This window comes from Mesorhizobium sp. RIZ17 (assembly GCF_051127865.1).
GTDB classification, from domain to species: Bacteria; Pseudomonadota; Alphaproteobacteria; order Rhizobiales; family Rhizobiaceae; genus Mesorhizobium; species Mesorhizobium humile.
In genome coordinates this window covers 4913066-4936367 of record NZ_CP147861.1, presented here as the reverse complement: position 1 = coordinate 4936367, position 23302 = coordinate 4913066, and the positions used below count along the sequence as shown (strand labels likewise).

General features: G+C 63.3%; 37 protein-coding genes. 24 read left to right on the top strand and 13 right to left on the bottom strand.

What is annotated here, in order from left to right:
• Window positions 1-105: 105 nt before the first annotated feature.
• Window positions 106-519, bottom strand: coding sequence for an HD domain-containing protein (locus WDX12_RS23925; protein ID WP_434722247.1), 414 nt, complete (start codon window positions 517-519; stop codon window positions 106-108).
• A gap of 350 nt (window positions 520-869) precedes the next feature.
• Between WDX12_RS23925 and WDX12_RS23920 the strand changes: the two genes are divergently transcribed.
• A complete protein-coding gene (locus tag WDX12_RS23920; RefSeq protein WP_320298367.1) occupies window positions 870-1073 on the top strand; it encodes a CsbD family protein in 204 nt (67 codons plus the stop codon).
• 58 nt (window positions 1074-1131) lie between these two features.
• Here WDX12_RS23920 and WDX12_RS23915 read toward each other — a convergent pair whose 3' ends face one another.
• Complete coding sequence (locus WDX12_RS23915; RefSeq protein ID WP_434722246.1) at window positions 1132-2379, bottom strand: trimethylamine methyltransferase family protein; 1248 nt, start codon at window positions 2377-2379, stop codon at window positions 1132-1134.
• 322 nt (window positions 2380-2701) lie between these two features.
• Between WDX12_RS23915 and WDX12_RS23910 the strand changes: the two genes are divergently transcribed.
• Together WDX12_RS23910 and WDX12_RS23905 are read left to right on the top strand one after the other, a co-directional pair.
• On the top strand, window positions 2702-3421 hold the full coding sequence (locus WDX12_RS23910; RefSeq protein WP_434722245.1) for a Crp/Fnr family transcriptional regulator: 720 nt from the start codon (window positions 2702-2704) through the stop codon (window positions 3419-3421).
• 100 nt (window positions 3422-3521) lie between these two features.
• Entirely contained in the window at window positions 3522-3728 is a 207-nt protein-coding gene (locus WDX12_RS23905) for a hypothetical protein (protein ID WP_434722244.1), read from the top strand.
• A gap of 419 nt (window positions 3729-4147) precedes the next feature.
• On the opposite strand, the gene WDX12_RS23900 is transcribed toward WDX12_RS23905, so the two are convergent.
• Together WDX12_RS23900 and WDX12_RS23895 are read right to left on the bottom strand one after the other, a co-directional pair.
• Complete coding sequence (locus tag WDX12_RS23900) at window positions 4148-4342, bottom strand: hypothetical protein (protein ID WP_320298372.1); 195 nt, start codon at window positions 4340-4342, stop codon at window positions 4148-4150.
• Window positions 4343-4449: 107 nt separating this feature from the next.
• Entirely contained in the window at window positions 4450-4659 is a 210-nt protein-coding gene (locus tag WDX12_RS23895; protein ID WP_095768399.1) for a cold-shock protein, read from the bottom strand.
• 275 nt (window positions 4660-4934) lie between these two features.
• Here WDX12_RS23895 and WDX12_RS23890 point away from each other — a divergent pair, with 275 nt between their 5' ends.
• The 8 genes from WDX12_RS23890 to WDX12_RS23855 all read left to right on the top strand — a co-directional run bounded on the left by WDX12_RS23890 (window position 4935) and on the right by WDX12_RS23855 (window position 8718).
• On the top strand, window positions 4935-5531 hold the full coding sequence (locus WDX12_RS23890; RefSeq protein WP_434722243.1) for an inorganic diphosphatase: 597 nt from the start codon (window positions 4935-4937) through the stop codon (window positions 5529-5531).
• 7 nt (window positions 5532-5538) lie between these two features.
• On the top strand, window positions 5539-6135 hold the full coding sequence (locus WDX12_RS23885) for a cysteine hydrolase family protein (RefSeq protein ID WP_434722242.1): 597 nt from the start codon (window positions 5539-5541) through the stop codon (window positions 6133-6135).
• Window positions 6136-6272: 137 nt separating this feature from the next.
• Window positions 6273-6785 carry a ferritin-like domain-containing protein gene (locus WDX12_RS23880; RefSeq protein ID WP_320298375.1) on the top strand — a complete coding sequence of 171 codons (513 nt, stop codon included), beginning with the start codon at window positions 6273-6275 and terminating at the stop codon, window positions 6783-6785.
• Between the two features lie 121 nt (window positions 6786-6906).
• Window positions 6907-7251, top strand: coding sequence for a low affinity iron permease family protein (locus WDX12_RS23875; protein WP_320298376.1), 345 nt, complete (start codon window positions 6907-6909; stop codon window positions 7249-7251).
• Window positions 7252-7431: 180 nt separating this feature from the next.
• Window positions 7432-7734 carry a DUF982 domain-containing protein gene (locus WDX12_RS23870; protein WP_320298377.1) on the top strand — a complete coding sequence of 101 codons (303 nt, stop codon included), beginning with the start codon at window positions 7432-7434 and terminating at the stop codon, window positions 7732-7734.
• 27 nt (window positions 7735-7761) lie between these two features.
• Complete coding sequence (locus WDX12_RS23865; RefSeq protein WP_434722241.1) at window positions 7762-8049, top strand: DUF982 domain-containing protein; 288 nt, start codon at window positions 7762-7764, stop codon at window positions 8047-8049.
• A 69-nt stretch (window positions 8050-8118) separates the two neighbouring features.
• Window positions 8119-8310, top strand: a complete 192-nt coding sequence (locus WDX12_RS23860; protein ID WP_434722240.1) for a hypothetical protein — start codon at window positions 8119-8121, stop codon at window positions 8308-8310.
• 195 nt (window positions 8311-8505) lie between these two features.
• Window positions 8506-8718, top strand: coding sequence for a hypothetical protein (locus WDX12_RS23855; RefSeq protein ID WP_320298380.1), 213 nt, complete (start codon window positions 8506-8508; stop codon window positions 8716-8718).
• 11 nt (window positions 8719-8729) lie between these two features.
• Here the strand turns inward: WDX12_RS23855 and WDX12_RS23850 are convergent, their stop codons facing one another.
• Complete coding sequence (locus WDX12_RS23850; protein WP_320298381.1) at window positions 8730-9794, bottom strand: YihY/virulence factor BrkB family protein; 1065 nt, start codon at window positions 9792-9794, stop codon at window positions 8730-8732.
• A 322-nt stretch (window positions 9795-10116) separates the two neighbouring features.
• Between WDX12_RS23850 and WDX12_RS23845 the strand changes: the two genes are divergently transcribed.
• The gene (locus WDX12_RS23845) at window positions 10117-10302 is read left to right on the top strand and encodes a hypothetical protein (protein WP_320298382.1); all 186 of its coding nucleotides are present in this window, start codon (window positions 10117-10119) and stop codon (window positions 10300-10302) included.
• A gap of 24 nt (window positions 10303-10326) precedes the next feature.
• On the opposite strand, the gene WDX12_RS23840 is transcribed toward WDX12_RS23845, so the two are convergent.
• Window positions 10327-10641, bottom strand: coding sequence for a hypothetical protein (locus tag WDX12_RS23840; protein ID WP_320298383.1), 315 nt, complete (start codon window positions 10639-10641; stop codon window positions 10327-10329).
• Window positions 10642-10658: 17 nt separating this feature from the next.
• On the bottom strand, window positions 10659-11678 hold the full coding sequence (locus WDX12_RS23835) for an SDR family oxidoreductase (protein ID WP_320298384.1): 1020 nt from the start codon (window positions 11676-11678) through the stop codon (window positions 10659-10661).
• 160 nt (window positions 11679-11838) lie between these two features.
• Between WDX12_RS23835 and WDX12_RS23830 the strand changes: the two genes are divergently transcribed.
• Together WDX12_RS23830 and WDX12_RS23825 are read left to right on the top strand one after the other, a co-directional pair.
• The gene (locus WDX12_RS23830; protein WP_320298385.1) at window positions 11839-12015 is read left to right on the top strand and encodes a hypothetical protein; all 177 of its coding nucleotides are present in this window, start codon (window positions 11839-11841) and stop codon (window positions 12013-12015) included.
• Window positions 12016-12222: 207 nt separating this feature from the next.
• On the top strand, window positions 12223-12522 hold the full coding sequence (locus tag WDX12_RS23825; protein WP_320298386.1) for a DUF982 domain-containing protein: 300 nt from the start codon (window positions 12223-12225) through the stop codon (window positions 12520-12522).
• Window positions 12523-12562: 40 nt separating this feature from the next.
• On the opposite strand, the gene WDX12_RS23820 is transcribed toward WDX12_RS23825, so the two are convergent.
• Window positions 12563-13282, bottom strand: coding sequence for a Crp/Fnr family transcriptional regulator (locus tag WDX12_RS23820; protein ID WP_434722239.1), 720 nt, complete (start codon window positions 13280-13282; stop codon window positions 12563-12565).
• 166 nt (window positions 13283-13448) lie between these two features.
• On the opposite strand from WDX12_RS23820, the gene WDX12_RS23815 reads away from it, so the two are divergent.
• Window positions 13449-13682 carry a DUF6894 family protein gene (locus tag WDX12_RS23815; protein ID WP_320298388.1) on the top strand — a complete coding sequence of 78 codons (234 nt, stop codon included), beginning with the start codon at window positions 13449-13451 and terminating at the stop codon, window positions 13680-13682.
• A gap of 30 nt (window positions 13683-13712) precedes the next feature.
• On the top strand, window positions 13713-14606 hold the full coding sequence (locus WDX12_RS23810; protein WP_434722238.1) for an alpha/beta fold hydrolase: 894 nt from the start codon (window positions 13713-13715) through the stop codon (window positions 14604-14606).
• A 53-nt stretch (window positions 14607-14659) separates the two neighbouring features.
• On the opposite strand, the gene WDX12_RS23805 is transcribed toward WDX12_RS23810, so the two are convergent.
• Window positions 14660-14884: a hypothetical protein gene (locus tag WDX12_RS23805; RefSeq protein WP_434722237.1), complete on the bottom strand. Its 225-nt coding sequence runs from the start codon at window positions 14882-14884 to the stop codon at window positions 14660-14662.
• A gap of 417 nt (window positions 14885-15301) precedes the next feature.
• Here WDX12_RS23805 and WDX12_RS23800 point away from each other — a divergent pair, with 417 nt between their 5' ends.
• From WDX12_RS23800 to WDX12_RS23780, 5 genes are all read left to right on the top strand, one after another.
• Window positions 15302-15448, top strand: coding sequence for a KGG domain-containing protein (locus tag WDX12_RS23800; protein WP_434722236.1), 147 nt, complete (start codon window positions 15302-15304; stop codon window positions 15446-15448).
• Window positions 15449-15596: 148 nt separating this feature from the next.
• Window positions 15597-16085, top strand: a complete 489-nt coding sequence (locus WDX12_RS23795; protein WP_434722235.1) for a hypothetical protein — start codon at window positions 15597-15599, stop codon at window positions 16083-16085.
• Between the two features lie 18 nt (window positions 16086-16103).
• Window positions 16104-16322, top strand: coding sequence for a hypothetical protein (locus tag WDX12_RS23790; protein ID WP_434722234.1), 219 nt, complete (start codon window positions 16104-16106; stop codon window positions 16320-16322).
• A 25-nt stretch (window positions 16323-16347) separates the two neighbouring features.
• Window positions 16348-16545 carry a hypothetical protein gene (locus WDX12_RS23785; protein WP_434722233.1) on the top strand — a complete coding sequence of 66 codons (198 nt, stop codon included), beginning with the start codon at window positions 16348-16350 and terminating at the stop codon, window positions 16543-16545.
• Window positions 16546-16585: 40 nt separating this feature from the next.
• Window positions 16586-16903, top strand: a complete 318-nt coding sequence (locus tag WDX12_RS23780; protein ID WP_135873952.1) for a plasmid stabilization protein — start codon at window positions 16586-16588, stop codon at window positions 16901-16903.
• A gap of 38 nt (window positions 16904-16941) precedes the next feature.
• On the opposite strand, the gene WDX12_RS23775 is transcribed toward WDX12_RS23780, so the two are convergent.
• Window positions 16942-17400 (bottom strand): Lrp/AsnC family transcriptional regulator, encoded by a 459-nt coding sequence (locus WDX12_RS23775; protein ID WP_320298395.1) that lies wholly within the window; start codon window positions 17398-17400, stop codon window positions 16942-16944.
• A 170-nt stretch (window positions 17401-17570) separates the two neighbouring features.
• Here WDX12_RS23775 and WDX12_RS23770 point away from each other — a divergent pair, with 170 nt between their 5' ends.
• On the top strand, window positions 17571-18314 hold the full coding sequence (locus WDX12_RS23770; protein WP_320298396.1) for an AzlC family ABC transporter permease: 744 nt from the start codon (window positions 17571-17573) through the stop codon (window positions 18312-18314).
• Window positions 18311-18610 (top strand): AzlD family protein, encoded by a 300-nt coding sequence (locus WDX12_RS23765; RefSeq protein ID WP_434722232.1) that lies wholly within the window; start codon window positions 18311-18313, stop codon window positions 18608-18610. The genes WDX12_RS23770 and WDX12_RS23765 overlap by 4 nt, the downstream gene beginning before the upstream one ends.
• 6 nt (window positions 18611-18616) lie before the next feature.
• On the opposite strand, the gene WDX12_RS23760 is transcribed toward WDX12_RS23765, so the two are convergent.
• The 3 genes from WDX12_RS23760 to WDX12_RS23750 form a co-directional block, all read right to left on the bottom strand.
• Window positions 18617-19117: a hypothetical protein gene (locus tag WDX12_RS23760; RefSeq protein ID WP_434722231.1), complete on the bottom strand. Its 501-nt coding sequence runs from the start codon at window positions 19115-19117 to the stop codon at window positions 18617-18619.
• A gap of 254 nt (window positions 19118-19371) precedes the next feature.
• Window positions 19372-19752, bottom strand: coding sequence for a hypothetical protein (locus tag WDX12_RS23755; protein ID WP_434722230.1), 381 nt, complete (start codon window positions 19750-19752; stop codon window positions 19372-19374).
• An 89-nt stretch (window positions 19753-19841) separates the two neighbouring features.
• Entirely contained in the window at window positions 19842-21959 is a 2118-nt protein-coding gene (locus WDX12_RS23750) for an EAL domain-containing protein (protein WP_434722229.1), read from the bottom strand.
• A 345-nt stretch (window positions 21960-22304) separates the two neighbouring features.
• Here WDX12_RS23750 and WDX12_RS23745 point away from each other — a divergent pair, with 345 nt between their 5' ends.
• A complete protein-coding gene (locus tag WDX12_RS23745) occupies window positions 22305-23231 on the top strand; it encodes an IS110 family transposase (RefSeq protein WP_434725596.1) in 927 nt (308 codons plus the stop codon).
• Window positions 23232-23302: the final 71 nt, after the last annotated feature.

The window sequence follows — 23302 nt, the reverse complement described above, 5'->3', positions numbered from 1 at the left end:
CACTAAAGCATGTCTCCCGAAAGTGGGCCCGGTTTCGGGACAAAGACATGCTTAAAATCAAAAACTTAAAGCAGGTCGCGTGAATCCTTTTTCACGCGACCTGCTTTAGTCCCTGGCGGCCAGGTCGCCCAGAATGCCGAGCCCGGTCTCGTACCGGTCTGGGGCAACGCCAGCCTGGTGCGCCTGCCAGAGATTGTCGCGCAGGTCGGCTATTTTCACGGGCAAGGCAAGCTCATTCGAAGCGGCACGGAAAATGGAGCCCTCTTCGCTCTCGTCCATGCGCTTGGTCAGCGCGTCCACCGCCGCCACAACCGTCAAGCTGAAGCCGGCCTCATGCAGCCGGTCGAGGCTCCAGCCGTTCCCCTTCTCGACGACGTCATGCAGGTAGGCGACCGTCTTTTCGTCCAGCGTTTCAACCGCGTCGGCGACGCGTCTCAAATGTTCGATATAGGGTTGGCCGGTTTTGTCCTTCTGGCCGCGATGGGCCTGCTCAGCTATCTTCGCTGCCTGATGAAGCATGAGGTCTTTCCAATCTCGTCGCAATAAAGCCCGCCCCGGCGAGGGACGGCCGAGGCGGGCTTGCTCGGGTCTGAGCCCGGTCCGGTGGCGCGCCTTCGCGGGGGAGCGGGGCTGCGCGCCATCCTGCATTCAAGAACATCGGCGCCGGGCGAATGTTCCGCCGCTCCCGAATTTTTGAGGACGCGCCATGACCATCGAAGCGACCCGTTGCAGCCGGACGCCCGCACCTAAAAGAAGCCCGGCCAGGAGCCGTTGGGCCGATGCCTGACGCCGTCGGAGAAAAAGCTTTTTGGCAGGAACCTCGCGACCGCCTTGCCGTTAGCCCTCCGTGTCCAACAGGAGGTCCGGCAATGGATTGGAACCGCGTCGAAGGCAATTGGAAGCAGGTGAAGGGCAAGGTCAAGGAACAGTGGGGCAAGCTCACCGACGACGACCTCGACCGCATCGCGGGAAAACGCGACCAGCTCGAAGGCAAGATCCAGGAACGCTACGGCCTCGAGAAGGACCGCGTGCGCCGCGACATCGATGACTGGTACAGCATGCAGGGCTGGTAGAAGCCGGCTCCCACGAAACGAAGGGCGCGGCCTCGCGGCAGCGCCCTTTTTCGTGGGCTCAAGCCCGCGCGAGGCGGCCCCGTATCTCCATCTCGATCCCGCGATCGAGCTGCGCGGGCAAATCCGCGGGCCTGCCATGGCCGAGTTCCGCCAACGCCGCAGCATCGCGGCGGAATTTTTCGAGTGACACGGTGCGGCCCTGCTCCAGCCAGCCGGCTGCGTGCAGGATGAAATGCGCGCCTGAGGCCACCGCTGCCGAAAGCACCCTGCCCCCTTCGGCGCCGGATTGGGCATCATCGACCTTGGCCGAGGTGATGGCGCCGTCGCCCCGCACCGGCACGCCGAGCCGCCTGCCCAGTTCCGCGGCGTAGAACTGGACGAGCTGCGAGGCCGGGTCACCGAAATTGGGCAACATCCGGCGCATGTCGAACGGGTAGGCGAGGATGCCCATCACCACCGGCGAGCCCGGGCGCCAGAGCTGAGCCAGCGCCAGGCCGGCCAGCACCTCGGCATAGCCCTGGATCAGCGCGCCGGCCACGGTAACCGGTGCCGTCGCACCCATCATCATGTAGGACGAAACCATGCTCGCCTCGCCCTTCATCGCGATCGCCCGCAGGCATTTCAACGGGTTCGGCCAATAGGTGAGCGGCGGTGTGGCGTTGATCAGATGGAGGAGATTGCATTCGCCGCCACGCGCCGGTCGCCCCACCGCCGCGGCCGTCAGGTCGATCACCGCCTCGGCTGCCGCCGGCGAGGCGATGCTGCCCATGAGCGGCTTGTCGGAATGGGTGAGATGCGCAAGCAGCATTTCCAGCGGCCGCCGGTCCTCGGCTACGTCCTCCATGACACAGATCATCTGTCCGGTGTTGGTCAACCCGGGAGCGGCATGCGCGGCGGCGACGAGATCGCCATAGATCCGCCGGCTGCCCGCTACTCTCGTTCCATTGTCGAGCACGACATTGGGCGCGCCGTAGATCGGCGCGAAGACCGGCGGCGCCCTTTCTCCGACAGTCGTATCCCTTGCGGGGTTCCTGCCGCGCAGAAGGAATTTTTCTGGCGCATGCCGGCGCACGATGCGGCGCAGCTCGGCCCCGTCCAGGCGCACCACATCGCCGCTCGCCACGCCACCGGCCTGCTTCAGCATGTCGATGGTTTGCGGATCGTCCATGAAGCGGATTCCGGTTTCCTCCAGCACCCGGTCGGCCGCCTTCTCGATCGTCTCGAGCCCGGCCTCGTCGCGCCCGGGGCGATAGGACGAGGCGATGAAGTCCGCCGCGCGATGTTCAGGAACCAATGTAGCCGACATGCATCCCCCGGCCGGCGCAAAAGGTTCGACGGCACCGACGTGCCGGATTATCCGGATTCGGTTTGCCTTCGCGAGGCTCCTGCCGCGCCACCTTGCGTCGCTTCCAGGAAGGCGTCGCGCCGGCGACGGGTGAGGCAAGCATCGGCCGTGCGGCAACGCGACCGCAATGCGCTTTTCGGCATTTCGCGGAGGAAAAGGCACCGAAGTATCAAATGTTAGCGCGCTTTGACCAACAACCCCATACCTCGTCAAACGCGCCTGTTTTGAATCACTTTGACATCCGCTGTGACCGGGCCGCTCGGCCCGCTCATGGAAGACATGAATGCTTGAATCCCTTTTCCTGAATCTCGGCCAGCACGACAGCCTATCCGACGACGAGAAAACCCTGCTCGGCGACTTGATGGCGGGCGAACGCCACTTCGCCGCTGGTCAGGACATCGTCGCGTCGGGATCCCGGCCGGCCTCCAGCACTCTCGTGCTCGACGGGCTCGCCGCCCGTTACAAGGTGCTTGCTGATGGCGGCCGGCAATTCACCTCGCTGCAGGTTCCAGGCGATTTCGTCGACCTCTACGCCTTCCTGTTGAAGACGATGGACCACGGCGTCATCGCGCTTTCGCCTTGCCGCGTCATCCTGGCCGACCATTCGAAGCTGCGCAGCATCACCGAGCGGGCGCCGCATTTGACGCGGCTGTTGTGGCTCGACACGCTGATCGACGGCGCCATCCACCGCGAGTGGATCGTCGCCATGGGGCGGCGCTCGAAGGTCTCGCATCTGGCGCATCTGTTCTGCGAGCTGTTCGTCAGGCTGGAGGTGGTGAAGCGCACCAACGGCATGAGCTTTCATTTGCCCGTCTCGCAGGCCGAGCTCGCCGACGTGCTGGGCCTGTCGGTGGTGCATATGAACCGCGTCATTAGCGCGCTGCGCAACAGCGGCGTGATCGCCTGGGCGAACCATACGGTGACGATCCTCGACTGGCAGAAGCTGCAGCAGATCGCCGAGTTCGATCCGACCTATCTCTCAATGACGCGCGAACCGCGTTAACTCTCACGGCCTGCCGCCGGCGAGGCGCCTTCGGATGTTATTTGCCGAGGGCATGAAACATGCCGCCGCCTCGAAAGTTCCTACTGGAAGGAGGCGGATGATGATCGGCGGAAATGACGGCAAGACACGCCACGCCGAGAACGGCAAAGCGGCTCAGCCAGCGAAGAGCGGTGTCGAATTGCTAGCCCTTCGGCTGGCGAAGGACACGGACATCTCCGAGGACGACGCCCGCGAACTGATCAAGCTCATTGGCACCGACTGGACCTCGTTGGTGCGCGAGGCGAGGTTCCTCAAGAGCCGGCACTGATCAGAGTTCTTCTGTTTTTCGCGCTCACCGGAACTATCTCGCCTCAGGAACGCTATCTCACTGCAGTTATTTCTAAATTAGGCATCGATAATAGAGCATGAAGGCCAAACTCATTTCAAAGAGCGCTGGTGCCATGGCCATCATGACCGCTGCATTTGCCGGCGCCAGCGCCGGAACGTCAGCATTGGGAGAGCAGACATGAACAATATCATCTGGCTCGTAGGAGCGGTCGTCATCGTCATTGCCATTTTGGGCTTTCTCGGCTTCCGGTGACGCCGAAGCAGGGCCCAATGCCGCTGCGTGAATCGGGGCTGCGTCGGCCCTGACCTGCCATACGACGGCGCAGTTGGAACGCTAGTGTTTCAGGGAAGACCGAAACGCCAGCCCGACTTCCGCAGATCGCATCTCAGGTCGGCGCCCTATTTGCCGGCGGCCTTTTTCTTCGCCTTCTTTACCGGCTCCTCCACTGGCTCCTGCGCCAGTCTGGCCTCGCGAAGACGCGCCGTCTTTGCAATTCTGGCCGCCGCCTCCCCGTCGATGATGGCGCGCGCGGTTTTTGTGGTGGCCTCGTTCTTGGCGTCGCCTTTCGGCTTGAACACATTCGTATCAGCCATGTGCTACCTCGCTATACAAAATGAAAAAGGCCGGGCGAACCCGACCTTCCCTCAAAGCCCCAGCGCCTGTGCCAGTACATCCGTGGTCAAAGGCGCCGATGCATGGCTTAGGCGGCCTGCAGATTCTCCGCGGCGCTCTTGCCGCTGCGGGCGTCCTTGACGACGTCAAAGCTTACCTTCTGGCCTTCGACGAGAGAACGCATCCCGGCGCGCTCCACGGCAGAGATGTGAACGAACACGTCCGGCTGGCCGCCGCCCTGCTCGATGAAGCCAAAGCCCTTGGTGGCGTTGAAAAACTTCACGGTTCCAGTAGTCATACGATTTCCTTTCAAATCGACGCAAATTACCGCCGCTTGGCCGAATGCCAAACGTCACAGTTTTCGAAATTGAGAGGGAAGATCGTCGGGGCACAAAGGCGCCAGAAACAACGTTCGTTCAGCAAGATCGATATCACACATATAGCGTTTAAACTGACTCCCGGCAAGACAACCCCGGATATATTTATCCAAGGCCCTCCTTTCGCAGTGAGCCAGCCTGCGCATCTCGGCCTGGGCGATTCAGCCGGCCACCTCCTTCGTCATGGAACATTCAGGTGCCGGTGAAGTTCACCTTGCGCAATGTGGTTTGGTCGGCTCCCGGTTTGGCAATGGCTAATTATCTGACGCTTCCGGCAACTTCTCGTAACCGGTTCCGCGTGGTCGTGGAAACACCGCGGGGATCGGCCGCGAAACTCGCCTATGAACCGAAGACCGGGGTGTTCGAATATTCCCACCCCCTTCCTGTCGGTAACACCTATCCCTACGATTGGGGCTTCGTGCCATCGACGCTGGGAGACGATGGTGATCCGCTGGACGGGCTCGTCATCCACCAGGCCGCCGGCGCTCCGGGGGTCGTGATAAAATGCGACCTGCTGGGCGCGCTCAGGGTAAAGCAGCGCGATCCCGACGGCTCGAAAGTCCGCAACGACCGGTACATTTTCTGCCCTCATAAGGAAGACGCGCCGGATGAGCCCGTGGCGTCAGTCGATGTGCCTGAAGATCTTCGCCGGGAAATAGAGCAGTTCTTCCTTTCCTCGGTGCTGGGTACCGGCAAGAAAATCAAGCTGAAGGGCTGGCAAAACGCGGCCGAGGCCAGGGCCTCGCTGACGAAGGGAATGAAATCCTTCAAGCGAAAACTCGCAAATCGGTGAGCGGCTGATGCCCGTCTCCCGCCCTATTCCTGCAAACGCCGTGCATCTTTGCGTCGACATGCAGCGCATGTTCATGCCGCCCGGACCGTGGGCGGTCGAGTGGTTTCCCCAGATTCTGCCCAAGGTGCTTCGGCTCACCGAGCGGTGGCCGGCACGAACCATCTTCACCCGCTTCATTCCGGCACTGCGGGCAGGAGAAGGGCATGGCCAGTGGCGCAGCTACTATGAGCGCTGGGCAGAAATGACGCTTGAAAAAGCAGGGAACGACATCATCGAGTTGGCGCCGGAGCTGAAGGATTTCGTTCCGCCGGCACGACAGTTCGACAAACCCGTCTATTCGCCCTGGTTCGGAGGCAGGTTGAGGCGCGCGCTTGCAGCCGAGGATGTTGACACAATTGTCGTCAGCGGAGGCGAGGCCGACATGTGCGTTTTGGCCACGCTTCTTGGAGCTATCGATTTCGGCTTTCGAACGGTTCTGGCGGAGGATGCGATTTGCAGCACCTCCGACGAAGCCTATGACAGCATCATCAGGCTGTTCACCAAAAGATATTCGCACCATGTGGAAGTCGCCCCGGTGGATGAAATCCTGGAGTCCTGGGCTTAGCCCGTGCGCCAAAGATCAACGCGTAGCCTCGTCAATAACAATTGAGGGTCCAGGGCCTTCACCGGCAAAAAATCTATTCGGAACAACTTGCGGGCGGCCGTGTTGGTGATGATCCAACCCCACCAGGAGATGCAGAAATGGCGACGACGAAAGCGGCCTCGAACAAGGGCCTCAACGAACTTTTCCATGACACGCTGAAAGACATCTACTTCGCCGAAAAGAAGATTCTGGCGACGCTGCCCAAGATGGCCAAGGCGGCGCAGGACGATGCGTTGAAGGCGGCCTTCGAGAAGCACCGCGACCAGACCGAGGAGCATGTCGCGCGTCTCGAGGAAGTGTTCGAGGTGATCGACAAGAAGCCTGTGGGAAAGACCTGCGCGGCCATCATGGGCATCACCGAGGAAGGCGCGGAAATCATGGATGAGTACAAGGGCTCGCCCTCGCTCGACGCCGGCCTGCTGGCCGCCGCCCAAGCCGTCGAGCATTACGAGATTTCGCGCTACGGCACGCTCAGGACCTGGGCGCAGGAACTCGGCCTGACGGAAGCTGTCAATCTGCTCGACAAGACGCTGGCCGAGGAAAAGGAAACGGACGCAGCGCTCACCGAACTCGCCGAATCCGCCGTCAATGTAGCTGCCGAGGCTGCCTAGCGGCGCTCCGCGCACGGCCGGATATTCGCTCGGTCCGGCTTCCGCCGAGCCCTGGCAGGTTGCCGGGGCTCGTTGCTACCATTCCCCAGAGTACCATCCCATGGAAAAAGCGTTCAATCGCATGGCGGCGGCCGTCGCTCATGCCACCGGCAGGCCGTTGGCTTTTGGCCTATGCCTGGGATCGGTTCTGCTGTGGGGGGCAACCGGTCCGGTCTTCGACTATTCGGAGACCTGGCAGCTTGTCATCAACACCGGCACCACAATCGTCACTTTCCTGATGGTGTTCCTGATCCAGAACACCCAGAACCGGGACGGCGCGGCGATCCAGGCCAAACTCGACGAGTTAATCCGCTCAGGCCATGCGAAGAATGATTTCATCGGTATCGAGCATCTTACCGAAGCCGAGGTCGAGGCGTTCCGGGCGCGCTGCGCGGCAGCCAAGAAGAGAAAGGCGGCTAACACCTAAGCCGGACGGCGCCTTGGCCGAATAGCCGCTATTCATCCCTCCGAGACGCGCCGGTTCTCGCAGCGACCGGGAAAGCTCTTGACGGTCAAAATCCACAAACCCATATCGCCGCTGGGCTTGGGCCTCTGTCGGTCCCAAGCCGTGGCTTGTACTCAATTGTTCGTTCGATTGGAGGACGTTATGAACGACCGGATGTTCGACAGCCCCGTTTTCGTGAAGAGCGGAAACAGCCTCATCCAGGAAATCGCGTGCTTGGAAGATGCTCTGGAATTTCTCTACGCGTGGCCCAAGAACAGGCGCGGAACCATCTTTGAAACGGCCCTTCGTGCCTGCCAGCGGGCATTCGACAGCGGCTATCCGCTGACTGCCGCCAGAGATGCCTTTTGCGGTTTCGCAAAGTCGGTCAGAATTCTTGAGGATGTGAGTGTCCCCTTGCCATGGATGACCGGCAAAGGCGGCCGCGGCGGCGGACTGGCTGTTTGAAAGTATCGCGGTGTATGGGAGTTCGCGATGCTTTCCAAACCTTTCGAGAAACCCCTTCACGTTTGGGTCGGACTAGGCTTTCCCCGGCAACTGAACACCGTCGTCGACGCCTATCAGTTCGCGATCGACTGGTGCGGCAATAGCCCGGAGCAGAAAGCGGCCATCCGTGCCTGCAAGGCGGCTTTGATTGGCGACGTCGACGCGGAAACCGCGCGAGGCGTTTTCGCCGCGTTCGCGCGCAAGAAGGATATCCTTGTCGAGGACGGAGCAATCCCTCCCGCCGTCGGATGGGCCCAGCCGTCACATCACCAATGAGGATCGGGGCGCCTACGACCGCTGTCGGGGCGCCTCGCACCAAACCTAGATGATTGACGAGGAACCTCGATGGCAGAACCAGCCGTTGGAAAACCCGTCAATGAGGTCAACGCCGCCCGGTACGACAGCGACTGCCAGGAGGCGTTGGCCGGCTCTCTCGATGGCCTGCTCGCACAGGCGGAAGCTGCCGGCTTGGGCAGGAACCGTGCCGCGACGGCACTAATGTACCTTGCAGGAAAACGCCTCAATGCCCGCACCTAGAGCTCCTAGGACCGCGAGCAGCGCATATCGCGTAAAAAGCCCGCCGCCCCGTTGAAGAACGGCGGCGGGCCAACAGGCGTCACACCCGACCGCCCCCGGATGCCGCATAAGTGCCACAGCAGCAACTGTCGTGGAGGGACACCGGGTAAATGGAACCTTGATCGGGGCTGTCAGTTGCATTGGAAGGCGGCCAGTATGACCAGATCGTCACTTCATCTTCTCAAGGGTACGGGGTATCTGATTTCCACGGTGAGCGTGACCCTGTTGGCGATCGTTAGTTGGGACAGCGCATCGAAAAGTCCGTTGCTGATCGCTTGTCTGCTCGGCGGAGCCGCTACCTCGATTATCGGCATGTTCTGCCGCTGGCTGTCCTACCAAATCGAGAAACGGCAGGAAGAGCGGCGGTAGGGCGCTCGGTATCAGTCTCCGCGGCGCAAGATCCGCGTCACGAGCAGAGTGATCAGGCTGCTCAGCACAATCCAACCGACGATCTCGCCACCGAATGCGGTTGGCCGGGCTGGCGCCGTGCCGACGCTTCTATCAGCGTTGGCGGGCATCGTCGCCTCGGGTTTGGCTACTTGTTCGGCCTGGCGCGGCGCACCCCGGTGGTTGGCGTGTGCCATGACCGGCGCGAGGTCGCGCCGGCTGCCGCGACGGACCGAATAGGCGCGCGTGATTTCGGCGCCGAAGAGAAAAATCTGCGCTGAATAATAGACCCACACCAATACGACCATCAGCGCTCCGGCGGCACCGTAGGACGTGGCGATAGCGCTGGTGCCGATGTACCAGCCGATCAGCGACTTGCCGATGGTGAAGAGCAGCGCGGTCACCACCGCGCCGACGCCGACATCGCGCCATTTTAGCGTGCGGTCCGGCAGGACCTTGTAGATCGCGGCGAAGAGCAGAGCGATCAGCACAAACGAGACGATCGTGTTGACGCCGCTGACGATCACGCCACCGAACGGCAGGCGCCGGTTGATCAGTTCGCCCAGCGCCGAGATCGCCGTGCTTGCCGCCAGCGACACCAGCAGCAGGAAGCCAAGCGCCGCGACGAGACCGAGGCTCGCCGCCCTCGCCCGCACCAGGCGCGACAGCGACACGCCGTTGGGCTTCACCTTCCAGATCTCGTTGAGCGACTGCTGCATTTCACCGAAGACGCCCGACGCCGTGACGAAAAGCGTGACCAGCCCGATCAGCGTGGCAAGCGTGCTTGACCAACGCTGTGCGGCGCTCTCGATCGTAGCCTTCAGGAGGTCGGCGCTTTGCGGGCCCATGACGCCGGATATCTCGGCCGACAGCGCGACCTGGGCGGCATCGTTGCCGATGGCGACGCCGGCAATCGCCACGACGATCAGCAGGATCGGCGCCAGTGAGGTCGTGGCGTAGAAAGCGATCGCCGCGCCGTGGCTCAGCGCATTGTCGTCGATGTAGCCGGTGACACTCTCCCGCAAGAGCAGCCAGCCTTCACGAACCCAGCCCGGCATCGTCGCCTCACCTGTTTTGGACGCGTATTTCGTGCTTTATCGTCTGCCCTGCCATTTGCTGCCCCGCGCCAAATACGGAGCGGGCCGGGTGGGACAAGAGCTCGACTACCCTTTCGTTGGCCAGGGCGTGAAGCCGGAGAAACCAGCCCTGTTCTCTTTGCCACCAGGTCCGGCTGACGCGGCCCGCAAACCACAATCCCATGCCGGCACAATGGTTCCCAATGGGCGAGGATGCCGGATCGCTAAAAACGGCGGCCCATTTGCAATAAGAAACAATGGATTTATAATTAGCTGACTAAGTGATTCATGGCGCGGTGAACCGATGGCCAAGAAGAAGAACAGACGGTCAGCTTCCAGTGTTTCGGCAGCTTCCCGCGCCGAAATCCACGAGGCGGCTTATTTTGCCCGCAAATGCGGCCTCACCCGCGACGAGGCATTGCAGATGATGCGCGAGGCCCACGGCTTGCCGGCCGTTCGGGCGACCGAGGGCGAGAAGCGCAAGCATTGAACCTTGTTGTTGAAGACGCACGCCTCATTGGCCGTTCTGCGGCGGAACTTCGCCCGGCTTGATCACTGGCATGTCGCCGGTCGGCGGTGGCGTCGTCGCGTTCTGGTCGCCGGTCGGCGGCGGCTTCAGCACGCCGCCGCAATCGCCGAGCTGTTTCGACAGTTCATCCGTATCGGCCTGCTGCTTCTGTTTTTGCTGCTGGTCGTTGGCGTCGGGCTTGGCCTGGCAGTTCTGCGCCTGCTGGTCCATCGGCTGAGCGGCAGTCTGGGCCGCTGCCGGCAGCACCGGGATCAGCGCGACGGCAGCGATGAGAAGCGCTTTCTTCGTGAGATCTTTCATGGGATACTCCTCATGGGTCAGTAACCCCCGATGATCGGCAGGATCTCGCCGGTGATGTAGCTCGAGCATTGCGGCGAGGCCAGGAACACATAGGCCGGCGCGATCTCCTCCGGCTGGGCGGGCCGCTTCATCGGCGTCTTGGCGCCGAACTGCGAAACGTCCTCCGCTTCCTTCTCCGACGGGTTGAGCGGCGTCCAGACCGGACCGGGCGCCACCGCGTTGACGCGGATGCCCTTGGAGATGAGATTGCCGGAGAGCGCGCGGGTGAAGGCGTGAATGCCGCCTTTGGTCATGGAATAGTCGACCAGTTCCTTCGAGCCCTCTATGCCGGTGACCGAGCCGGTGTTGACGATGGCCGATCCTGGTTTCATATGCGGCACGGCTTCCTGCGCCATGTGGAAATAACCGTAGAGATTGGTCTTCAGCGTGATGTCGAAATGCGCTTCGGTGAGATCGGCGAAATCGGCCGAGTGGACCTGGAAGGCGGCGTTGTTGACAAGCACGTCCAGTTTGCCGAAAGCCTTGATCGTCTCACCTACCGCCTTTCGGCAGAAGGCGCGCTTGGCGACGTCGCCGCGCAAGGTGATGCAGCGCCTCCCCTCCGCCTCGACCGCCTGCTTCGTCGCCTTGGCGTCACGGTCCTCGCTGAGATAAGCGATGGCGATATCGGCGCCTTCGCGCGCGAAGAGCACCGCGACCGCGCGACCGATGCCGGAATCGCCGCCGGTAATCAGCGCGACCTTGTCCTTGAGCTTGCCCGACCCTTGCCAGAACGGGGCGTCATAGAGCGGCGCCGGCTCGATCGCCCATTCCTCGCCGGGTTTGGGATGATGCTGCCTGGGAAAAGGTGGTACGGGGTATCTGCGCGCGCCGGCCTGCATCGCACCTGGCGCTTTCGGTTTCGGCTTGCTGCTGTCCGTGGCATCGACCTTGCGCTGGACGCCGCGCTGCCTGCGCGTGGTCTTCGCCGTGTCCGTCTTGTTGCCGGCGGCTGATTTTTTGGTCGTGTCGGTTTTCGTTCGGCTGCTGGTCGGCATGGTGGTCTCCTTTCAGAGGACAACGCGTGCAGACGGAAAAGGTTGGCCCCCGGTTCGTCGCATCTCGCCGACATGCCCGGCCATACATCAAAGTTAAATGCGGCCGCCCGGCCGTGGTGCTAACCCTTCGTCATTGGGGGGACTCTTCAGGAGGAGTCCCATGGACGTTCGAACTCTCGTCGGCAGTCTCTCGGCCGCAATGCTGCGCCGGCGCGCCGCCGCACCACCGGTGCCGGTCCGGGTGATCCGCGCTTCGCTCGCCGAGGTGCCGCTGAGGCCGCGCCCGCGGCCGCCACATCGGCCGGCGCCGCCGGCCCGGCCCGCGAGCAATATGTAGCCCCAAATTTATAGCGTCAGACTGGCCGGCCGAATGCAACCGACTGGCGAAGTCATCGTTTACGGCCATCCTCAATTTTGCGGTGAAACATGAAGTCCTTGCCTATGAACAGCCCGTTTTTTCTCCTCATTGCCGTCATGATCACGGCCGTGCCCTTTGTCGGCCTTGCCTGGCGCACGCTCGAATGGCTCGGATGGTGAAAGACCGATGAGCCGTTTCCTGCCCCTCACCATTCGCTTCGTCAGCGGCGGCACGATGGTGGTCACCACCGTCGCCGAGGCCAAGAAGGCGCTCGCCGGCACATGGAAGAACAAGGAGGCGCCAGCCTATCTCGAAGCTGCCCGGCTGGTGGATGACGCGATCGCAGGCACCTGCCGTCCGGCCATCGCGTTTGCCGCCTTCAAGAGGGTCGCCGCGCAGCAAGGCCTGCTGAGGCCTGCCCAGCCGAGTGCCGCCCTCACCATGCTGGACGAGCTGTGGTCGCGCTCCAAGGCTCCGCCCAGCTAGATGCCGCAGGCAATCTGTCCTTGCTTCCGTCTTGGCCGACCTATCTCGGCTCGCGGGTCATGCTGAGATAGGTTGGATCGAATTCGGCGATCGCAACCAGCCGCTCCCAGTCGAGGATCGTGATCATATGGCTCGTCCAGTTGATCACGTTCATACGGCGCAGCGTGCCGATCACCCGGTTCATATGGACGACGGAGAGGCCGAGCACGTCGGCGAGCTCGGCCTGCGACAGCGGCAGATGGAAGCTCATCTCGCGGGTCTTTTTCACCACCTGCAGCCGGACGAACAGCTCGCATATCAGATGCGCGAGATGGGAGGTCTTGGAGCGCCGGCCCATGGCCACTATCCATTCGCGGTGGATGGCGCCGTCGACCAGCGTGTCCAGCCACAAAAGCCTGGTGAGATGCGGCGCCTGCTCGGTGATAGTCTTCAGCTTGCCATGCTCGGCGGCGAGCACGTGGCATGGCGAGAGCGCGATGATGCCGTGATCCATCGTCTTCAGCAGAAAGGCATGCAAGTCGACGAAATCGCCGGCGACCTGGAGCGAGGTGAACTGGCGGCCCCCGTCCTCCAAAACCTTGTAGCGGGCGGCGAGCCCATCGATGATCAGCGTGCTGTAACTTGGCCTCGATCCCTCCGAGACGACATCCTCGCCGGCCGCGACGTATTTCTCGAACGACATGACGCCTGCAAGCAGCGCCTTCTCTTCCTCCGACAAGGCATCGTGCTGGCCGAGGTTGAGATAAAGCGATTCCAGCATCCTGCGTCCTCCATTCGCAGCAGCAACGCCGCAGGCGGGCGGCTGGTTGCAGGCGGCTGCGCGCGCCGCAAGCGCGGCGCATCATGGATTTCCTCTCGGGATCAGCCGCTTGGAACCATGACCGCGCTGACGAATTGAAGCTCGAAACGCCGGGATCGACGTGCCGATGCAACGCTTCTATTTCGACCTGTACAACACCGAGCACAGCCAGAGGGACGATGAAGGGCAGCTTCTTGCCAGTCGCGAGCGCGCGGGCATAGAGGCGCTGCGCATCCTGCATGATGTCGCCCGCGACGAGATGCCGGGCGGCAGGCACCTGACAATCACCGTGAAGGTACTGGACGAGCAGCGCGACCAGATTTTCGAAGCGTCGTTGACGCTCGATTCAGCCTGGACGTGAGATGGCCGGCACCGATACCGGAGGCAAGCAATGTTCGAGGATTTCGACAGCCGCGAGATCGACACCGGCGAAGCAAGGATCTTCGCCCGCCGGGCCGGCAGTGGAAGCGGCCTGCTGCTGCTGCACGGATTTCCCGAGACGCATGCGATGTGGCGCGACGTGGCGCCGAGCCTCGCGCGCGATTTCGCCGTCGTGTGCGCGGATCTCAGGGGCTATGGGCAAAGCTCCTGCCCGCCGTCCTCCGCCGATCACGCCCCCTATGCCAAGCGCGCCATGGCCGCCGATCTGGTGGTGCTGATGGAGACGTTGGGCTTCAGGCGCTTCATGGTCGCCGGTCACGATCGCGGCGGGCGTGTCGCCTACCGGATGGCGCTCGACCACCCGGACCGCGTCGAGAAGCTCGCCGTGCTCGACATCATTCCCACCGCCGATGCCTGGGACCGCGCCGACGCGAGGCTGGCGCTCGGCTACTGGCCGTGGTCGTTGCTGGCACAGCCCGAGCCGCTGCCGGAGACGATGGTTGCGGCCGCCGCCGCTGCCATCGTCGACAATGCGCTTTCCGGCTGGGGATCGTCGCCCGACGCGTTCCCGCCCGAGGTTCGGCAACTCTATGTGGATGCGTTGCGCGACCCGGCGCACATCCATGCCATTTGCGAAGAATATCGCGCCGCGGCGTCCCTCGACCGCGATCATGACCATGCCGACAGAGCGGCCGGCCGGCGCATCGCCTGCCCGCTGCTGGCGCTATGGAGCGAGCATGGGGTGCTGGCCGAATGGTACGCGCAGGCGGGCGGCCCGCTGGCGCTGTGGCGGAACTGGGCGGAAGATGTCAGTGGCGGCGCCTTGCGCGGCGGCCACTTCTTTCCGGAGGAGTCGCCGATCGAAACGGCGGCCACGCTCGATGCCTTCTTCTCCGGAAGATAGAAGCACAGCGTCGCGGGAGTTGCGCGGGCCGGCCAGATGACTGGCCGGCCGGCTCACGCAAGCATCAGATAAAGCAACGGCACCGCCGCCAAGCCGATTGCCATCGCGATAAGCGTGGCATGGCCCAGGCGCTCCGCGCGCCTGGCAATGTCGGCGACCTCGTCCTCGTCATTGATGACGTCAAGGAAGGAAAGATCGGCAAGGGCGGCACGTTCGTTGTCGTTGGCAGGCAGGGTTTCGACATCCTGCCGGGTGGGCTTTGCAGAGATATAGGTCAAAACGTCGTCTCGCTCCGAAGCCGGCTGCGCGGCTTTCTTGTTGATGGATATTGATGCCCGCCGGAATTGCGCGGGGAAGATCGGCGGGCACCAGGATGGCCGGCGATGGGGGCTTTTCTCGACGGCCGCTCCCCAATCCGTAGAAAGCAGATTGGTTGCATAAGCCAGCCGAATGCGTTGGTCAGGTCGGACTTCAGTCTGACCCGGGTCACGAAATGTTTCAGCCGGAACATCGATTGCCGACGCCTGTTCCCCTACTCAAGGAGGCCAACGCGTCCTTGAATTCACCCCCGAAGAAAAATCCGAACCAACTCCGAACCAACGGAGAATTCGATATGCCCAATCAAGGCGGAACCCACGAACAGCACGTCATGGCCGGCCAGCAAAGCCACAAGAACCGCGACGACCCACATAACGGTGGGCAGCATCGCGCAGCGGGCAGCAGCAGGCCGAGGACGGCAACATGGGTCAGCGGAGCGCCGCCGGCACAGGGGTGGCAGCGGCAACTTCGCCGAAGACCGCCAGCGTGCGTCGGAAGCCGGCCGCAAGGGCGGCCAGCGTTGAGTTCAAAATGGCGTTCGTGTGCTTCACGGACGCCGTTTCTCTTGCTCCACATTCGCATTCCGATGGAACCTCTTCCCTGCCCTCCAGTTCCCCTAACGGCCGCCGCTGACGGCAGAGGCCGCAGGCAGGACGTTCCATGGAGGCACCAATGTCCCTGCATACGCTCCATCCCGAACGGGTCGACGAGACCCGCATGCAAGCTTATTCGACCTTCGGCCCGTTGCTGGTCCATGCGCTGGCTCAGAAACTGGCACGTTGCCAGGGCATACGCGAATTGGACAAACTCGAGCAGTCGCTCCTGCGGCTGATCGAGGAGACCGACGTCGCCGCGCCGCAGGCCGAGGCGATGAAAGAATTCGCTGTCGAGCTCGTCGTCTCGACGCTGCGCAATGTCCGCGAGCATCCCGATGCCAAGCACGATCTGGAGGAGATCGACGAACGGCGCACCGAAGGCCGGTCGGAGAATCCAGATACGTTGGAAGAGCAGTTGCAGTCCGGGCTGGAGGACAGCTTTCCGGCAAGCGATCCGCCGGCTGTGGTCTCGACCGCGATCACCGGCGGCGCGAAGGAGATTGTCGGCACCGACGAGGTGCTGCGCCGCAAGAAGGAAGCACGCCGCAGGCAGCCGGCAAGTTGAAACCGAAGGAGGCCTGCGATGACCCGGACCAACGAGAACATCCCGCATCGCCCCGGCGCCGCCCAAGCGCCGCGGACGAGCAATCTGCCGACCAAAGGGGGCGACGATCCCGATGTGCGCTTCCTGGCGGAGAACACCGATCTGTCGCCAAAGCAGGCGCGCGAACTGATACGCGAGCACGGGCATGACCGCGCCAAGCTGCTCGAGATCGCACGAACCATGAAGGCGGAGGGCTGAACACCGTCCGGAAAGCGAGGCAAAGATGAGCAATGCACCGAAACAGGGACCAGCCGGGACTTCCGATCAATGGCCGCGCTGGGAAGGCCCGAAGGCCAACAAGCCGCGCGGCTACCTCCCGGCCGAGGACGACCCTGACGAGAATCGCGACGCGGCCGGCGAGAACAACAAGGACCCGGAACGCTCCGATCTTGGCGACGTCGCCAAGAAGAAGGGTAATTGACCCTGTTACCGAATTCACGCAGCGCACAAGGAGAAGAAAAATGCCACGTGGCGACAAATCGAAATACACCGACAAGCAGGAACGCAAGGCCGACCATATCGCCGAGGGCTATGAGAAGCGCGGCGTATCGGAGAAGGAAGCCGAGCGGCGCGCCTGGGCGACCGTCAACAAGGATGACGCCGGCGGCAAGAAGGAAGGCGGCTCGGGCCGCGGCAAGCACACCGGCAATCCCGCCGCGCACAAGGGCGGCAGGATGGGCGGAAAGGCCTCGGGCGAGCGCTCCGCGGCCGAACGTTCCGCTTCGGCCAAGAAGGCGGCGGCGACGCGCAAACGGAATGAGAGCCACGCGCATCATTGAGGACTTCCCTTCTCCCACAAGGGGACAACGGAAGAATCCTACAGCGGCATCTCCGACGTCTGCTTGATCGTCTGGCTGGGCACATCCGTCTTGACGTTCTGGACGCCCTTGATGCGGCTCAGATGCTCGGACTGGAAGCGGCGGTAATCATCGATGCCGGCGGCGACGATCCGCACCATGGCGTCGCAGTCGCCCAGCATCAGATAGCACTCCATCACTTCGGGGAATTTCGCCACCTCGGCGGCGAAGTGCTCGATCGTGTCCTCGTCCTGCTGCTTCAGCCAGATGCGGGTGAAGAAGGTCTGGCCGCGGCCGATCCTGGCCGGATTAAGGACCGCGACATAGCGATCGATGACGCCGGCCTCCTCCAAGAGCTTGACGCGGCGCAGGCAGGGCGACGGCGAAAGGCCCACTTCCCGAGCAAGATCATTGTTGGCCATGCGACCGTCGCGCTGCAAGGCGCGCAGGATGCGCTTGTCGATCTCATCCAGCTTCATGGCGTAAAATTCCAACCTTCTGTCTAAATACGCTATCCAATGCCAAATATTTGCAGAAATGGCGCATCTTCGCAACCCAATTGCCAAGCGTTTCGGCTATGGTCCGGTGACCGACAACCCCACAACCGACCGGGAGAACGGCGGCCGCGAGGCCAGCCGAAGGCAAAATCATGAGCATTTCCGAGATCGCCCTCGCCGGGGAGCAAACCAGCAACGGCCGGGGCGCCGAGTTCAGGCGCGGGCTTGCCGCCTCGACGCCGGTGCTGCTCGGCATCATCCCCTATGCGCTGGTGCTTGGCGCGCAGGCCGCGCAGAAAGGCCTCAGCGTGGTCGAAGTGCCGCTGATGACCGGGCTCAACTTCGCCGGAGGCTCGGAGTTCGCCGCCATCCAGCTGTGGACCTCGCCGCCGCATATCCTGCTGATCGCCGCCATCACCTTCCTGGTCAACAGCCGGCATTTGCTTATGGGCGCGGCACTTGCGCCGTTCGTCAAGCACCTGCCGAAACGCCAGGTGTTTCCGGCGCTGTTCCTGATGTGCGACGAGAGCTGGGCCGTGGGCCTGGCCGATGCACAGCGCCGCGCCGCCGTCGGCCTGCGGCCAGCCTTCAGCCTGCCTTTCTATCTGGGCGCCGGCCTGCCCTTCTATCTCGCCTGGGTGGTGTTCACGACCTGCGGCGCAGCGCTCGGCCCGGTGCTTGGCGATGTCGAGGCATACGGTTTCGCGATGGCCTTCCCGGCCGTCTTCCTGGTGCTGCTTCGCGGCATGTGGAAGGGTTTTGCCGCGGCGCGGCCCTGGCTCGTCAGCCTGGTGGTGGCGGCGCTCACCTATCTCGTCGTGCCTGGCGCCTGGTATGTGGCGGCCGGCGCGTTGTCCGGCCTAGTGGCCGCCTGGTTCCTGGCAGGTGAGAAATGATCGATCCGATGACCGTGCTTGCGATCCTGGCGATGGCCGGCGTGACCTATCTCACCCGCATCGGCGGCTATGTGGTGTTGAGGAACCGCACGCTCAGCCCGCGAGCCATGGCGGTGATGGAGGCCGCGCCCGGCTGCGTGCTGATCTCGGTGATCGCGCCGGACTTCGTCTCGAAGAACCCGGCCGACCTCGCGGCGCTGGCCATAACCGTGCTTGCCGCGACGAGGCTGTCGATGCTGCCGACGGTGGTGGTCGGGGTGGCTTCGGCAGGCGTGCTGAGGTGGGTGATGGGTTAGCTGGCCTCAGCCGCCGTAGAGCCCGAGCTCGTCCGGTTGGACCGAAGCGGCGTCGCCCTCGCCCTGCCGGCCCGCATGCTGCTTCAACGCGTCATCCAGACTTTCGTTGGCGCTGCCTCGCGGATCGCCTATCGCGCCGACGAGCGTATCGAGAGAAACGCCAAGCTGGTCCAGGCCAAGCTGTCTCTCGATTTCGGCAATCGCCGATGGAGATTGCGGTTTCAACGCTTCGACGGCGTTCTTAACCGCCGCCCCATAGGAAGACACGGACTCGTAGTCGGTCTGATCGACGCCGAACTCCTTGCCCGCGCGCTCCATCAGCCGCACCTTGACGGCCGTGATGTTGAGGCTGTCGACGCTGAACATGGATGCCGAGACCGCGGTGGCCTGCGTTAGCGGTGAGGCCACTGGGCCGGGGGCGATGCCGATGATCGCCGCTTTGGGGCTCGGTGACGGGCGTTGCCGCAGCAGGATCACAAGCGCGGTGCTGTTGAGCGTCGAAGACATTGCCGGGTCTCGCAGGCGCCCGTCCGTCATGGATCGGACGCCGGACAATCGAGCCAAGACGTCATGTCCGAGCAGAGCGTTTCACAGGCAGTAAGCCCAGCTGTCCTAAGAGTTCGATAGAACGAAGGTTCACCTTTTAACGATGAGCCGCGCTATCTTTGTCCTGGCGCAGTTCCGACGGAAGGCTGCGAGTCGCCGAGCCTGACCGCTCACACTTTTCCTGGAACCGCCTTGTTTTGGCTCAACCCCGAGACTCAGTCGCCGCCGCCATCGTGGCCGCCGCCGTCCCCGCCGTCGTGGCCACCACTGTCGCCACCGCCATGGCCGCCGCTCTCGCCGCCACTGTCATGGCTGCCACCGTCCCCGGCTTCGTGGTCGTCGCCCTGATGATCGCCATCCTGGTCGCCTTCAGGCGAGCCGGAAGTGGCGCCGTCACCCTTGTCCGCGCCCTGGTCGTTCTCGGCGGCCTCGTGGCCGTCACCGACGCTGGATGTATTGACCTGATCGTCATCACCGTCGGCCGTCGACGCCGCCGTCAGACCGCCGCCATTGTCCGAGCCCGCATGGGATGGCTGCGTGGCGAAGATGCCGAGCAGGCCGACTGCAGTTGCCGCAAGCAAGGGAAGGGTTTTCATCAGGCGCTCCGATTCGTTTTGTGGCTCGGATCATCATCCGTAGCGGATTACGGCGCCCTTAAATGAGTATTTGCAATTTTAGCAACTGCTTATTTTGCGCCCAACCTGGCATGCGGCCGTTCCGGCGACGCAACGGCGCTTACGGCCCTCGCCACGATCGCTTCCAGCGGCTCGGGCCGGTGCAGGAAATAGCCCTGGCCATAGGCGACGCCCATGCCCATGAGGATCTCCAGCGCGTTTTTCTCCTCGACCTTCTCGGCCACCACGGCAGCGCCCATCGAGCGGGCGATGCCGGTGATCGCCGAAACGATCTCGCGGTCGAAGCGGCTTTCGGCGATGTGCTCGACGAAGGAGCCGTCGATCTTGATGGCATCGATGGGGAAGCGCCTGAGATATTCGAACGAACTCATGCCGGCGCCGAAATCGTCGAGGCTGACGCGGCAATGGCGCTCGCGCGCCCTGCGCACGAATTCGGCCGCTGCGTCGAAATTGGTGACGGCGGCGGTTTCGGTGATCTCGAAGCCGACGGCCGACGGCGGCGCGCCGTTCTCGGCGATGGCCTCGTCGACGAAGCTCCACAGCTGCGGATCCGAAAGCGTCTGCGCCGACAGGTTGAAGTCGAGCGAGATGGCGCCAGCCCGCATCGCCTCGCCGTGGCGCGTCAGCGCGGTGCGGATGATCCAGCGGTCGAGCCGGGCGGCAAGGCCGAAGCGTTCGGCGACCGGCATGAAATCGCCGGGCGGGATCATCTTGCCGTTGCGGGCCTCGAGCCTGGCCAGCACCTCGACGTGGCGGCTGTCTTCCCATGGCTGGCCGAGGCGGTGGATCTCCTGGCCGAACAGCTTCAGCCGGCCATCCTCCATCGCATCCACCAGATCGGCGGCCAGCCGCGCGGCATTGAGGCCGCTGGCGCCCGACGTCGTTTCCGGCGAGAACACCGCGAAGCGGTCGCGGCCACCGGCCTTGGCGGCGTAGCAGGCATCGTCGGCGCAGGCGAGCGCGTCGGCCACCGCCATATTCCGGTCGCGCACGAAGGCGATGCCGATGCTGGCGGCAAGCCTGCGCGACGTGACGGCCGGGCCGAGATCGGCGTTGCGCACCGCGGCAAGCACCGCGCGGGCAAGCTGCTCGGCACAGGCGTCGTTGCAGTTCGGCACCAGCAGCGCGAATTCGTCGCCGCCGAGGCGCGCCGCATGCGCCGACGCCGGCAAGCAGGCGAGGATGCCCGCCGCGACGCTCTTCAGCGCGAGGTCGCCGGCGGCATGGCCGGCATAGTCGTTGAGCGCCTTGAAGTAGTCGAGGTCGACATAGAACACGGCGAGCGGCAGGCGCTCGGCCATGGCGATGTTCTCGGCAAGCAGCCGGTCGAAGGCCGAACGGTTGAGCAGTCCGGTCAGCGCGTCGTGACGCGCGGCGAAGGCAAGCTCCTCGGCGCGCGTCTTCTCCTCGGTGATGTCGCGCACGGTGCCCAGCACCTGGCCGGCCGCGCCGACATCGGCGACGAAGCGCACCAAAGATTCGAGATGGCGGACCTCGCCGTCGCGCCGGATGATGCGGTATTGCGAGGCCAGGACATCGTTGGAGCCAGGCGCGATCTGATGGGCGCGCTCGGTGGCTTCCTTATCGTCTGGATGAAGATAGGTGTGCCACAGCTCGGCTGACACCTCGTCCTTGTCGGCAACGAGGCCGAATATCTCGCGGCTGCGCGCGTCCCAATAGCTCTTTTTGGTGCCAATATCGTGGTGCCAGATGCCGGTGCCGCTGGCGGCGAGCGCCAGGCGGAAACGGATATTAACCTGCTCGAGCGCCGCCTCGGCCTCTTTCTGCCGGGTGATGTCGGTCTGCACGCCCATCAGCCTGAGCGGTTTGCCGTCGGCGTCGCGCTCGACAATGCCGCCGCGGTCGAGCACCCAGACCCAATGGCCGTCCTTGTGGCGCAGGCGCAGCTCGGTCTCGATGGAATCGACGATGCCCGCAATGTGCCGGTCGCCGCTTTCCTGCGCGCGCTGGCAATCGTCGGGATGGGTAAGCTTCAGCCAGAGATCGGGCGTGTTGGCCAGTTCGCCCGCTTCATAGCCCAGCATCTTCGACCAGGTCGGCGAATAATAGCAATCGCCGGTCGACAGATTCCAGTCCCAGAGGCCCAGATGAGCGCGGTCAAGCGCCAGCGCCCAGAACGTGCCGTTGCGTTTATTGTCGTCCGCCATTCTCTGTTCTTGCCGTCCTGCCACGGCAATACTGCATGAAAGCAGAGAAGAAAGGGTTACCGGGGGTGGAGTTGCGATGAGGTATCAAGCAGGGCGGAAACGGCGCGAACCCCGCGTTTGTCATTCTAGGGCGGAGCAAGGAGCGAAGCGACGCGCGCAGACCCTAGAATCCTGTGTGTTGGTTCTGGTGTATGGTTGAAGTGGGAAGGAGACCGAGTGGATCCTGGTCGTCCTTTCGGACAGGCCGTGGCATGGCCCGGTCCCTTCCCACCGGTGAACCATCAACCTGAACAGTTGCACGGGGCTGTTCGAAGCAGACCCCGCACCACAGGAAGAGGCGTGGACATGATAGCCCAGAACTATGTCGGCTGCGACATCTCCAAGCAGTGGCTCGACTTTTTTGATGAGACAAGCGGCCGTCTTCGGCGCATCGACAACCAGGCCGATGCGATCGCGGCCTATGTGGCGGGTCTTGATCCCAGTCGGGACTTCGTCGTCATGGAGGCGACAGGGGTGCATGACCGGCTCCTGCGCCATGCGCTGGCCAAGGCCGGCGTGCCGTTCTCGCGGCACAACCCGGCCCATACCCACCACTATTCGAAGTCGACGCGCCGGCGCGCCAAGACCGATCCTCTCGATGCCAGGATGCTGAGCGACTACGGCCGTCGCTATAGCCCTGAAGCCGAGCCGGCGCCGAGCGAAGAAGTCGAGCGGCTTCAATCGCTTGCCGGCCACCGCGATCACTTGGTCAATATGCGGGCAGCGCTGAAGAAGCACCTCGCCGAGGCTTTCGAGGAGGTCGTCATTGCCGATCTGGAAGAGACGATCGCCTTCCTCGACACGCGCATCAAGGCGTTCGAGAGCCAGATTGCCGAAGTCATTCGTCAAAACCAGGACACCGCTCGCGACCATGCGCTGATGGTCTCCGTGCCCGGTGTCTCCAAGGTCGGCGCGCTCTCGCTGCTGGCGCTCCTGCCCGAGCTCGGCCAGCGCTCACCCAAGGCGATCGCAGCACTCGTCGGCCTTGCCCCGTTCGACAACAAGAGCGGCAAGCTCAACCGCAGGAGCCAGATCCAAGGCGGGCGATCACGCGTGCGCCGCGCCCTCTATATGGCAGCCCTCACGGCCATCAGAACCTGCGACCGGTTCAAGTCCTTCTACACAGCCCTTGCTGCCCGGTCGGGCTCCAAGAAGCTCGCCATCATCGCCGTCGCAAGGAAGCTCTTGGTCGTCCTCAACGCTATCATTCGCGACAAAACTGCGTTTGCGTGAACACAGTTGCCATGCCGTTACCTAGGAGCGTTGCGGCGGAGCAGAAGTTCTGAACCGCTGCATTCTTCGGC